Genomic DNA, 11,609 nt, shown 5'->3' with positions numbered 1-11,609 from the left:
TGACCTCCGTGCCGAACGCCGAGAAGGCCTTGAAGTCCGGGCTGCAACCGGACCGCAAAGCGATGTTTGGTGGGGCCTACCGGGCGCACGCGAAAGGCCGGGTTTTCTTCACGGAGCGGGACGGGGTGCCGTTCTGGGTGTCGCGGGTTGAGGATCAGCTCTTCGATCAGTTCGACGACCCGCCCGGCGTGGCTGTCCTGCGAGTGGCCAAGGCAAACGTCACCTTGACGCCAGACGCTCATGGCAGCGAAGACGCCAGGCATGACGCGTACTACGTCCAGTTCAGCCCGCAACGCCTGTCCGTCGAGTTCGAAGGCAAGCTGAAGGCGCACTTCAAGTCTGGCCGACCGCAACCGGTGCGGCTTGCGGACAACACCCCGGCGTCGCTCCAGGTGTTTGGTTGGAACGACCTGCCGGTGGTGGTGGCCCCGAACGTCATCGACAAGATGCACTACGACCACGGCCTGACCGTTCCACAGATGGCCCGGCTGCCGTTTCTACTCAAGCGACCGGCGATGATCTTCGCTGACGCCGCGAACCAAAGCCTGGTGTTCGTCGGCGAGCACTTGGCGCCAGAGAGGACCGCTCTGGTGGCGATGAAACCGGAAGCGCGCACCATGCAAGGCACCGACAAGGCAGTGGCGAACATGGTCGTGACCGGCTACACCTCGCAGAACGGCTGGGCGGAAGTCACCAAGCGGGTGTCGCGAGGGGAGTTGGTCTACCGGGATACCGGGGCCTCGGTTCCGGCGATCGTGCAAGGCGCGCTGGCGAACGCGCAGAAGAGGTACGCCCAATTCGGGCGGAGTCTGCCAAGGGAACTTCTACAGGGCAGCGCTCTCCGCACTTACGGTGACAGTCCAGAGAAGGCTCAATCCGGCACACGTAGTCCGGCGGTGGGCACGGCCCATTCTGTCCTTGGGCGTTCGTACACGATACTGTCGCAGAGCGACTTGGTCAAGCTTGAGACTGCTATCTGGCCGGAGGGGGCTAAGTTTTCGGCGGCCCGCCCGGGGGAGGAGAGGCCGCTCCAGCTGCGCAGCGACATACCCAACGACTCCTGGCTGCAAGGCAAGGTCAACTACGCCAAGTCCAAAGGGAAAGACGCGTTCGGCGTGCCACACATGGGCGTCGTCACCGGAACCTTCAACAAGAACGTGCTGGCCCCCGTAGCGACTCTCGCCAAGATCAAGGGAATGCGCGGTGAACAAAGCAACGTGCGAGATCGCGATCTCCAATCGCTGATCAGCGTCATGTGGGAGACAGGCAGACTGCCCCTGGATGAACGCGGCCGAGAGTATGCGCCCTTCGTTGTGGTGGCCTACGACGGTAGCGCATGGGTCAACGAAGGCAATCACCGCATCATGGCCGCGGCAAAGCTCGGGTGGAAAGAACTGCCAGTCGAGGTTCGGTACTTCGACGGCGGGGAGCTGGCAGAAGGGCCGATGAACCCGAGCCACTTCGCTGCGCAGATGGATGACGATGTACGGTTCAGCCCGAACCGCGCCACTCTCGGCGCGCTCACCCCAGCACAGGAAGCCGCGGCGAACCGCGTTCTTGGCGCCCCGAAGACGTTCCGCGAACGCCTGGCTGAGTTCCGGAAGGATTGGGCGAAGAACCTCAAGCAGGGTATCTTCGACCAGTTCGCGCCGATCGCCGATCTGGACCCCAAAGCCTATGTCCTCGCACGACTGTCAAAGGGCGGTGACTCGACGCTCGAAGCGCTGATGCTCTACGGCAAGCTATCCGTCGGCGCCGACGGTGCGACGAACGTTCGCTACACCCGTGCGGGTGGGATGCAGGGGTTCGCCAGCAAGATGGCGGCGCTGAAGGGCGAGCACGACCGCTTCCTGCTCTGGGTGGCGGAGCAACGGGCGGACCGGCTGAAGAGCATCGGCCTGGAGAACCTCTGGTCGGCCAACGACATCGCCGAGCTGAAGACGCTCGACACTGGGCAGATGCAGGACGGGACTCCTCGGCAGGGTATCTACGCACAGGCGCTGCAAGACCTCAACGAGTTCAACGACAACGTGCTCGAAGTCGCCGTGGCGAGTGGGCTGATCGACGACTCGACCCGGCAGATGTACGCCGGCACGCCCTACGTGCCGTTCTACCGGCTGCAGGAAGACGAGACGGTATCCGGGTTCAACATCAAGCCTGGCCTGGTGAACCAGTACGCGTGGAAGAAGCTCAAGGGCGGAACGGCCAAGCTGAACGAGGACCTCATGGCCAACCTGCTGCACAACTGGTCGCACCTCATCAGCCGCTACACAGCTGTTTCAGCCTCAAAAGCATGGCCAGCGTGCGCTCGAACTTGCGGTCAAGGTGCGTTTCGTAGCGGTTCAGCTTCTCAAAGCGATGCTCTTGCAGCCCTTGGCCCAAAGTTTGTGCCTTGATCGCCATGGTATGTCGGGCTTGCTGTACCATGCCGACGCACAGAGGCTCCAGCGATTCGAGAATGAACTCCATCAGTCCATCGGCGGTGGCCGGGTACTCCTCGTCACCAACCTGGATGTCCCACCACTCGCGCGAGCTTGGAAGCAGCGCGCGCCGAGCCTTCTCGTAAGCATTCGGGCCGCCCTTGGCCAGAATCGCTGATGCTTTGCGGGTCGCGACCAGGTCAACGTCTGCCTCCTGCTGCCGTTCGGCAATTCGCTCTTTTGTGGCGTTCAGCAGGTACGGCAAGTCGACATGGTCACCCGACAGGTCCGATTGGAAAGGTGCAGCCGCAGGTATCACTGTTTTCGGGCTGCTCAAGGTGCTTTTCAGACCTTCGTTGATCCTTGCGCCTTCGGCCTGCAGTACCCGCCGCTTGCGCCAGATTATCGTGGCAAGCTCCTCGATCAGATGCCGCTCAGTGATACCAGCCGGCCGGTGTTCGTCGATCAGCGCCGCCAAAAGGTCGTCAAACTCCGCCTGGTCTTCGTGGGCCAGTACCACCAGCTTCGTAAGCGTTCAGCGCACCCACCCCTGGGCGCGCGGGATCACACTGGCTTTTTGAGCGGCAGCAACTCGTCGATGCGGCTGTTCGGCCAGGAGGGGAGTTTGTCCAGGGTGTCGGTCAGCCAGGCCATCGGCTCGATGCCGTTCAGGCGGGCGGTTTCGAGCAGCGATTGAATCGCCGCGGCGCGTTGGCCTGCCGCCTCGGAACCGGCGAACAGCCAATTCTTCTTCCCGATGGCGATCGGGCGAATGGCATTCTCGACCGGGTTGTTGTCGATCGGGTAGAAACCGTTCGTGGCGTACCGGGCCAATGCCGGCCAGCGCCGCAGACTGTAGTCGATCGCCTTGGCCAGGGCACCGCCGTCGGCCACCGATCGGCGAGTGTTCTGGAGCCACAGGTGCAGGGCTTCGAGCAGCGGCTGACTGGTTTCCTTTCGTCGTCGGGCGCGTTCCTCGACCGCCTTCCCTTTCGCCGCGTCCTCGATGGCATACAGCTCGCCGATGCGGCGCAGGGCCTCCGCGGCAAGGGGACTGCGATTCGCCTGATGGAGGTCGAAGAACTTCCGCCGGGCATGGGCCAGACAGGCGAGTTCGATCACCTCGCCACGAAACAGCGCCTGGTAGCCGGCGAACTCATCGACCATCAGCGCACCTTGCCAGTCCGCGAGGAACTCCGCCACATACTTCCCACCCCGGCCGGGCTGGTAGTCGAAGACGACGATCGGCGGATCGCTGGCCAAGGCATTGCTGCGATAAGCCCAGAGATAGGCCCGCTTGGTCTTGCCATTGCCCGGATCGAGTTGCTGCACCGGGGTTTCATCGGCATGCAGCACCGTCCCCTGGCGCAGCAGTTCGGCGAGACGCAGCCAGAGCGGTTCCAGGGCGACGCCGATGCGGCCGACCCAGTCGGCCAGCGTCGAACGCGACAGGGTCACCCCCGAGCGGGCGGCCTGCCGTTCAAGACGGTAGAGGGGCAGATGATCGGCGTACTTGCTGACCATCACCCAGGCCAGCAAGGCCGGTGTCGCCAGACCGCCGTCGATGACCGAAGCCACAGCCGGTGCGGCGGTGAGGGTTTCGCAGGGCCGGCAGGCGTACTTGGGATAGATGTGGCGCTCGACGAAGAACTCGGCAGGGACGATGCTGAGCTTCTCGGTCACGTCCTCGCCGATCCGCACCAGGGCCTGACCACATTGCCCACAGGTGCAGGTTTCCGGCTCGTGCAGGTGCTCGACACGCGGCAGTTCCTCGGGCAGGGGCTGACGGCCGGCGCGGTCGCGTTTCGGTTTCTCGGCGGGCAGCTGATGCGGCCCCATTTCGGCCGCCTGGCGCCGTTCGGCCAGGCGGGCTTCGCAGGCGGCCAGGTCGGCAGCGAGCGTTTCGTCGAAGAGGTCCCGTTCGCCGGCGGCCAGGGACTCGCTCTTGACGCCGAACTTCATCCGCCGCAAATAGGCCAGTTCGAGGGTCAGCTTCTCGATCTTGGCATCGCGCCAGCGAATCTCCGTGGCGTTGGTCTTGACCTGTTCGAGCAGTCCACCGAGCCGATTCTCGGCCCAGAAAACCAGTTCTGGCGAGGGTGAGAAGGAGGCAAGTTCGCTCGCTAAATCCATGGTGAATTATACCATCAAGATGCTCAGAAGGACGTCTAAGACACGGATTTTGCGTGCTTTGTGCAAAATACAGTGCGCCCTTATACGTGCCAGCTGGCGGGTGCGGGCGCGTCCCGGCGTTGCCAGTCTACGCCGGCGATCAGCCAACGCCACTGCGCCGTGGTGAGGGCGAAGACCGGGTCGCTGGCGCTCGGCCAGGTGAAGGAGCCACGGTGCAACCGCCGTTGCGACAGCCAGACGCCGGTGCCGTCCCAGACCAGCAGTTTAAGCCGGCTGCGGCGCCGGTTGGTAAAGGCGTAGGCGGTGCCGTCACAGGGGCTGCGCCCAAGACTGGCCTGGATGCGGGCTGACAGGCCATCAATGCCCAGGCGCATGTCTACCGCTTCGACGGCCAGCCAGATGCGCTCGGGCACCGCCCCGAGCGGCGCGTTCATGCGCGCTCTCCCCACAGGGCCGTCAACCACCCAGCCGGTGGCAACGCGGCAAAGTCGAGTCGCCAGCCCTGGGGGCTGTGGAGCGACAGGCTCGGCGTTGAGGCCACGGCATTGGCAACCCTCACTGCAGGAACCAGGGTCAGTGGGCCTCTCGCTCCGCTCGATCCTCGACCCTTCGCCAAGCGCAGGTGCCAGTAACTGAGCGAATGGCTGCTCAGCCCGTGCCGCTCACAGTACGCCTTCTGGCTGCCGCCGCTCGCCCGCCAGGCGTCCACATGCCCCCGCCACCGCGCTTCTCGTTCCCCTGCCTTGTCCATCTCTTCCTCCTGAAAAAAAACCTGGAGGTTGCTCCACTTCTCGCGGGTTTTACAGGTGGTCGGGATGGACGCTTACCCAGCTTCGAGAGAATCCCGTGCTTCATGGCGTTGAAACGCACCGCCTCGTAACTGGCCGGTGGCGTTTCGTTTTCGGTCACCACGCAGGTCAGACCTATCGAGTCGTGTTCAAGCGTTGGCATGTTCGTCTCCTGTGTGTTTTTCAATCAACTCAAGCAGCGCACAGGCGTCGTAGTACGCCTGCGGAATGTTCATCTCGAGGGTGGCGACGTTCCGGATGCCGATGGCGACGATGTCCGGGTCGGTGTGGGCGGCGTCAATTATCTTGGCCGGTGGACGACAACTATCTTGGCCGGTGAAACGAGATCGTTTTAACTCATTTGTCCTTAGGTTGCAGCGGTGCCGGGTAGAGTCGGTTTTGCTTTTGACGTTGTCTTTGTTTGGTCCCTTGCGCGGGGTGACGCCTTCGTGGAGCGTAGCGGAAATGCTGCCCGAGGGTGAGAGTGCGAGCAGCACACCTTCCTCGGTGGCCCGTTCGATGATCTCGGCGGGGCTCATATTTCTACCTCGACTAATGTTTCCGCTGTTGGCGTGACAGTTTTTGCAACTGCCCTGGCGAAAGGCGGTGAAGGCGTCAAAGGGGGTGGATTCACCGCAACGACCCGCCACGCCGTTCTCCCATCAGCTTCCGATTTCTGGAACTCAAGGCCGCCGACGATCCGGTTCGCATTCTTCTTCAGCAGCCAGCCAAGCTTCGAGCGGTTGATCCCGTGTCCTTCTTCAACGGGAAACTCCCGCATCGCATCGAGAAGGTCGGAGTGCCCCCACTCAGCCATCTCAACAGCCTTGCGCACCGTGGTCGGTGTCGACCCGAATGCACGGTGCCACTCGGTCAACAACCCTGCGAGTGAATCCGCGTCGGGGTCATGCCGGACCTGCTCCAGCAGCGACGTAGCCGGGTCAGGCTGCCCCAGCCACATCAACGGATACCGGCAATAGTCCGACCACGCGCCACCGAATGTGACAATACTGTCGGCCGCCGCGCGGGGCATTCCAGCCTTGCGCCATGCCTGGATGATAGTCAGTACCGCCGCCACATAGGCCTCACGGCGGCTTCGCACCTTGTCGACCGGAAAGCCCTTGTAGGGTATCGTCGCCGGGTTCGGACAGCGCGGGTCGACATGGATTGTCAGCACACGCCGCAGCAGATCGCGTATCGGGCCGACGTTATTTCCAGAGCCCAGAAACAGGGTGCGCGTGCTCACCGTCGCCGTCTTGCTCACGCCCAGAATCCGGTCGGTGATCTGCTCCGCTGTCAGCACCCGCTTGATGGTGCCATGCGGTATCCAGTCAGTATCCATGTCGTCAAACTCGATGACCGCCGGGCTGGTCAGCAACAAGGACAGAATCACCTTGGTGGCTTCCTCTGAGGTCGTCGGATAGCTCACCTTCGCATTGCCGGCCGGTCCGGCGAAGGCGCCAATCAGCTCACACAGATAGGTCTTGCCGCTGGCGAATACCGGCGCACGAGCGTGGAACCCCGGCGCATGAGACAGCGACGGGCGTACCACGGCGGTGAAGATCGCCGAAAGTGCAGCTGCCTTGTCGGTGGCAGCGACAAAATGAAACTCGGTGAGCAGGTCTTCCAGCAAGACCAGTGCCGCCCGCGCTGCGTCCGGTGTCGGGTCGGGTATGACGAATTGCCGTGAATCGAACACGCCGAAACGCTGCGCGGTCTTGTCGTAACCGGCCTGCGTGATCAGTTCGCCATCCGACTCGCGGAAGTACGGTTGTCGCGCCACGCCTGCCAGTGGTGGCAGATAGCGAAACTGCTGCGCGTCATAGAGAACGGCCACATGCCGCGCCGGCGGATCGCAGCGTACCCAGTCTTTCGCCCGTCCGTCGAATTTCTCCCAGGTCGCCGCGACTGACAGTTCCCGCGTCAGTGCCGGTGCGCTGGTTGGCACAATCGACGGATCACCGCTGGCCGGATCGGTCGAGACTGACACAATCAAACCGCCGGCCTGATAGTGCCGCCCGCCGTCTGCCAACTCTTTTTCAGCCGCATCGACGACGCGGTGTAGATCGCCAGCGACCACGCGAATCAGCGGTTTATGCCGTGCCTCGGCATTGCCAACACCCAGGAATTCGAGCAACTGCCGGATGTGGAACTTCTCGCGATGCGAGTGCTGGCAGCAGAACCCACCTAACGGGTGAAGCTCGTCTGGCTCGAAATAGGCAGCACCGGTATCCAGTCCGTCGCTATGCTCCTGAGCCCACGGACAAGTGATGTCGTGTTTGCCTGAACCCAGTGGCGTCTTGTACAACCCTCTCGCCTTCAGCGCGGCGACAACGGGGTTCTCCGCCCCCTTGGGTGTCAGTACATCGTCGGCTTCATTGCCGATGCTGTGCGAGATATTGGCTGCCTGGGCAACTCGTGCGGAGGCTCTGGTAGTCTGCTTCGGTCGTCCGGCGGGAGCAAGTTCCAGTTGCAGACGATCCACAATATCTTGTGGCTTGTAGCGGGCGTCTGGGCGCCATTCGAGCAGGCGACATTGAAAGGGCGCTCTGCGTTGGTCGACATATTTGGGTTTGCCATTGATCGCCACCGGCAGCCGCGCCCACCGACTCAATGGTCCAGTCGCGCCCGCATCGCACAGCCCCGAGTCGATCATCGCGTTGAGCAGTCGCACGGCAGCCGCACCATCGGTCATCGGTTCGTTGAGGATGATCCCACCCTGATGGTTACCGGGGCTGGTCTCGATCAGCCAGGACAAGTCAAAACCGGCCAGCCGCTCCAGCGGCACCTTGGTGCCCAAGTCATCGAGCATCAAGAAGTGGCAAGCGGCAAACTGCGCCTTGCGCGCCTTGAAAGAGCCGTCGTCGCCGGGATAGAAGCTCGCACAAGCGATGTAGTTGTTGTTTGCGGCAGAAAGGCTGCTGGCCACCTGATCGGCACGACTGGCTGGCCATCCGCCCAGACCGGGGTCGCCGCTCTTCGAGCACGCCGCCGCGAAGGCGCCTTCGGGCAGGAGAGGAAACACCGCCGCCACAAACTCAGCATTGTCTATCCGCAAGACACCGCCTTCGCCGCCTTTACCGGCTTCCATCGGTTCGCCCATGGAATCTGTCAGCACATTGGGAGCCATGGCCGCTTCTCCTCAAGAGGCCGCTTTGCTGGTGGCTGCGAGCTTTGCGACCGGTTCACGGCTTTCGGCATTCGACTTGCCGGCGATGCGCCCTGCCTGCCAATGCGCGATAGACGCAGAATCCCACGCGACGGCTCGCGCGCCCAATGGAATCGACGCGGGGAACTCGCCTCGGCGGATTGCCTCGTAAATCCAGCTACGAGACATGCCGGTGACGGCCTTGACTTGCTTGAGACGGAGAAAGGATCTGAGTTGCTCAGCCATGTTCTATTTCCTTACGAACAAGGCCGGGTGCTCCGCGTTGCTAGGTGGCCTTGTCCGCGCAATTGAGGATTGCAGCGGATCACCTGGCAAGCATTCTGCGCGGGCAAAAAAACAGGCGGAAGCCGAAGGCCGCCGCCTTAAGTGTTGAAAAACAATCGTTTAGATGGGCAATAAAGGCAGTCAGGCAGCCATCATGACAATCACCACTCCTTGCGTATCCGCCGCGCAACGGTCCCCAAGGTCATGCTCTCCTCCTTGGCAAGCGCGGCTGCCACCCTGTCCCGCGTAACGTAACTTTTGCTATGCTTCTTCAGCATACCCTGAGCAATCGCATTTGCTTTCCGTTGCAGCTCGGGGTCATGGTTCAGGTGGCCTGCAGGCTTGGCATCAGGCACAGGTGGCTTGTCGAGTCGATCGAGTCCAAAATCCTCCGCTTCGATCTTCTTCACGTACGAGAGCGCGAACAAACCACTCTCCAAAGGATCAAGGGATTCCTGCCCGAGCCAGGTCGGCCGCGTTCGCCCCCAACCGGGGTGCAGGTCGAGCAAGCGTGACTCCCGGATCTTCGCCAGCACGAAGGCCCTGGGGTCGATGTCCGGATGCTGGCCCCATCGTTCAATCAATGCCTTGCCGGTGATGTAGCGCTCATCGGGCTCAAACGCTTCAATGTCGCCGCGCCGAAATCAGCATGCCATCAACGGGGATACGTAGTCGTCGCCCTCCGTGTCGCTGAATCCAAACTTCGGTGGTGGATCCAGCTCGTTCGCATTGGTATACGCGACCAGACCGCCCGGCGTCTCGCCCCAGGACAGCCACGCGGCGACTTCCTCCGGCGTGGCGCCCAATCGCTCGCGCAGTCGCTTCATGGCCCGCGGGTACGCGATGTACTCGAAATCCTCATCTTTGCTCACGTGCTCGTCTGGAAGATCGCCTCGCCTCACTTTTCCACCCCGTTCACTGCCGACCATGCGCTTCTCCGCCAGATCGATCGTCGTAATCTCTTCCCTCAGTTCGGCCAGTCGCGCCTCTTTCGTAGCCAGGTCCCCTGCCGTGCCAGCGCCGACGCGCTCCCACTCTCGTATCTTGGCTTCGACTTCCCACCTCCGGGCAACCAAGTCCAACCCGGCTTGGCGCTCCGCCTCCGTGGCTGGGTCGTTCTGGTAGTCCCACTGCTTCGCCGCGTCTTCCCTCTGCTCCACCGATAGACGATCCCATGGCAGAGGCCACAAGTCTTCTCGTACGCGGTCTGACAAGCTCGGGGGCAGATCACTCAGCCCCTTGTCGAACCATCCGCTGAGCGCCGCCGTCAGGCTGTCGAAGCTCGGCGGGACCTCCTCCTTTTTGACCGCTGCACCTGCAGCACGTCGGACGGCACGAACGAGGTCGTTGGGAAATGGTATCTCCGCCTGGGTTTGCGCCACGTACTGGGACAGCCATCCAAGAAAATCGCTGGCATCGACTAGACGGCTGCCATCGCGATCCAGGACCTTCGGTCGAACAATCGCGAGCCGCTCATCACTGAACGCGCCGACCAGCGTTCTCTCGTTCACGCGGACCCGCTGGTTCGGGGGTCGAAGGACCGGCACGAGATTGTGATCGTCATTCTTGACCGGGATGTAGCCTGCACCAAGCTTGATCGCGTCCTCAAGCCGCCACCAGATGTGCCCGTCCTCGCCGGCATGGAGGAAGCAGGAATAGTCAGTTTTCATTGATCCGATCTCACCTCATTTGGATTCTGCAGGCTGTTACGGTACAGTCGCACGCGAGATGGGATGGTACCAATTGTGGGGGAAGGGAATGCAGACGGCACCGGAAGTTGGCCAGCTCGCAATCGTTCGCAAGCGGCCTTTTGTGGTCACCGAGATCATCCCGTCTCTACCCGGTTTGGGCGGAAATGCGAGCCGGCCAAGCCATCTCGTCAGGCTTTCCTCTGTCGAGGACGATGGCCTTGGCGAGGAGCTTCAAGTCATCTGGGAGATGGAACCCGGCACCGCGGTTCACGAAAAATCCACCCTGCCTGGCCCGGATAGCTTCGACGTGCCGAAACGCCTTCAGGCGTTCCTTGATGCCGTGCGCTGGGGCGCTGTCTCCCAAGCCGACGACAAGGCCCTCCAGTCCCCCTTTCGCAGCGGCATCGAGATCGACGAATACCAGCTCGACCCGGTGGTTCGCGCTTTGGCGATGCCGCGGGTCAACCTGCTGATCGCCGACGACGTCGGCCGAGGCGACTCGATCGAGATCAGCTTGATCCTGGCCGCACTCGTGCGTAAGCGCCGCATCAGGCGCGTTCTGGTCCTCACGCAGCCCTCGCTGCGCACCCATTGGCGGGAGGCAACGGAAAGCAAGTTTTCCCCTCGCCTTGGTAATTGTCAGCAAGGCGGCTATCCACAAGCTGCGGAAGGGCATGGGCCTGGAGGCCAACCCTTGGCGCGCGTTGCCCCGAATCATCACGTTCTGCCACTGACTGCTCCGACCCGACGTCCTGGAGCAGTTCATCGCCAACTGCGGCACAACGCATGCCCACTGGTGGGCGCAGTTGCTCTGGAACCTGCTGATCGTCGACGATGCGCACAGGCTCATGCCATAGCTCCAGCCCTTGTTGTTTTGGATTATGCCGGATGTTACGGTACATTGGCGGAGTGGCGAGTCTGTGGTTCAGTCAGGCGAGGAAGCACATCGGGACTGGACAGTTTCCGTGATCGCAGCCAATGGGCTGAATGCGACGGTACAGATACGGAAGTGGACGTGGACCATTGCCAATATCGGTGCCCGGGAAATTCGACGGCAAACCGGGCGGTGGCTACCGGCCCCACCCGAGAAGGAACCCGAGGCTTGATGATGTAGCAAGACACGAGCAGCCGGCCTGGGGCAACA

The 11,609-nt window shown here is 62.3% G+C and carries 10 protein-coding genes; 2 read left to right on the top strand and 8 right to left on the bottom strand.

Annotated features, from left to right (window positions below; all coding sequences use genetic code 11):
- Window positions 1-8: 8 nt before the first annotated feature.
- Window positions 9-2,396 carry a hypothetical protein gene (locus V5B60_RS07685; RefSeq protein WP_332346472.1) on the top strand — a complete coding sequence of 796 codons (2,388 nt, stop codon included), beginning with the start codon at window positions 9-11 and terminating at the stop codon, window positions 2,394-2,396.
- 588 nt (window positions 2,397-2,984) lie between these two features.
- Here V5B60_RS07685 and tnpC read toward each other — a convergent pair.
- The 8 genes from tnpC to V5B60_RS07650 form a co-directional block, all read right to left on the bottom strand.
- Window positions 2,985-4,553 carry an IS66 family transposase gene (tnpC, locus tag V5B60_RS07680; protein WP_332346285.1) on the bottom strand — a complete coding sequence of 523 codons (1,569 nt, stop codon included), beginning with the start codon at window positions 4,551-4,553 and terminating at the stop codon, window positions 2,985-2,987.
- Window positions 4,554-4,633: 80 nt separating this feature from the next.
- Complete coding sequence (gene tnpB, locus V5B60_RS07675; RefSeq protein WP_332346284.1) at window positions 4,634-4,987, bottom strand: IS66 family insertion sequence element accessory protein TnpB; 354 nt, start codon at window positions 4,985-4,987, stop codon at window positions 4,634-4,636.
- Window positions 4,984-5,304: an IS66 family insertion sequence element accessory protein TnpA gene (gene tnpA, locus V5B60_RS22170; RefSeq protein ID WP_434735308.1), complete on the bottom strand. Its 321-nt coding sequence runs from the start codon at window positions 5,302-5,304 to the stop codon at window positions 4,984-4,986. The genes tnpB and tnpA overlap by 4 nt, the downstream gene beginning before the upstream one ends.
- A gap of 186 nt (window positions 5,305-5,490) precedes the next feature.
- Complete coding sequence (locus tag V5B60_RS07670) at window positions 5,491-5,880, bottom strand: hypothetical protein (protein WP_332346471.1); 390 nt, start codon at window positions 5,878-5,880, stop codon at window positions 5,491-5,493.
- Window positions 5,877-8,471 (bottom strand): DNA-primase RepB domain-containing protein, encoded by a 2,595-nt coding sequence (locus tag V5B60_RS07665; protein WP_332346470.1) that lies wholly within the window; start codon window positions 8,469-8,471, stop codon window positions 5,877-5,879. Before V5B60_RS07665 ends, V5B60_RS07670 begins: the two co-directional genes overlap by 4 nt.
- Window positions 8,472-8,483: 12 nt before the next feature.
- Entirely contained in the window at window positions 8,484-8,735 is a 252-nt protein-coding gene (locus tag V5B60_RS07660; RefSeq protein ID WP_332346469.1) for a helix-turn-helix transcriptional regulator, read from the bottom strand.
- A 200-nt stretch (window positions 8,736-8,935) separates the two neighbouring features.
- Window positions 8,936-9,358, bottom strand: a complete 423-nt coding sequence (locus V5B60_RS07655; protein WP_332346468.1) for a hypothetical protein — start codon at window positions 9,356-9,358, stop codon at window positions 8,936-8,938.
- 60 nt (window positions 9,359-9,418) lie between these two features.
- Window positions 9,419-10,444: a hypothetical protein gene (locus tag V5B60_RS07650; protein WP_332346467.1), complete on the bottom strand. Its 1,026-nt coding sequence runs from the start codon at window positions 10,442-10,444 to the stop codon at window positions 9,419-9,421.
- 88 nt (window positions 10,445-10,532) lie between these two features.
- Between V5B60_RS07650 and V5B60_RS07645 the strand changes: the two genes are divergently transcribed.
- On the top strand, window positions 10,533-11,579 hold the full coding sequence (locus V5B60_RS07645) for a hypothetical protein (protein ID WP_332346466.1): 1,047 nt from the start codon (window positions 10,533-10,535) through the stop codon (window positions 11,577-11,579).
- The last annotated feature ends 30 nt before the right edge of the window (window positions 11,580-11,609 follow it).

The sequence above is a fragment of the Accumulibacter sp. genome, from assembly GCF_036625195.1.
In the GTDB taxonomy this organism is placed as follows: Bacteria; Pseudomonadota; Gammaproteobacteria; order Burkholderiales; family Rhodocyclaceae; genus Accumulibacter.
Note: the sequence above shows the minus strand (reverse complement) of the source record. Positions and strands in the feature narration are given on the sequence as shown.

Coding starts and splice junctions, on each gene's coding strand:
- V5B60_RS07670 (WP_332346471.1), bottom strand. CDS start 5,880: ATGAGCCCCGCCGAGATCATCGAACGGGCCACCGAGGAAGGTGTGCTG.
- V5B60_RS07650 (WP_332346467.1), bottom strand. CDS start 10,444: ATGAAAACTGACTATTCCTGCTTCCTCCATGCCGGCGAGGACGGGCAC.
- V5B60_RS07665 (WP_332346470.1), bottom strand. CDS start 8,471: ATGGCTCCCAATGTGCTGACAGATTCCATGGGCGAACCGATGGAAGCC.
- tnpA (WP_434735308.1), bottom strand. CDS start 5,304: ATGGACAAGGCAGGGGAACGAGAAGCGCGGTGGCGGGGGCATGTGGAC.
- V5B60_RS07645 (WP_332346466.1), top strand. CDS start 10,533: ATGCAGACGGCACCGGAAGTTGGCCAGCTCGCAATCGTTCGCAAGCGG.
- tnpB (WP_332346284.1), bottom strand. CDS start 4,987: ATGAACGCGCCGCTCGGGGCGGTGCCCGAGCGCATCTGGCTGGCCGTC.
- tnpC (WP_332346285.1), bottom strand. CDS start 4,553: ATGGATTTAGCGAGCGAACTTGCCTCCTTCTCACCCTCGCCAGAACTG.
- V5B60_RS07660 (WP_332346469.1), bottom strand. CDS start 8,735: ATGGCTGAGCAACTCAGATCCTTTCTCCGTCTCAAGCAAGTCAAGGCC.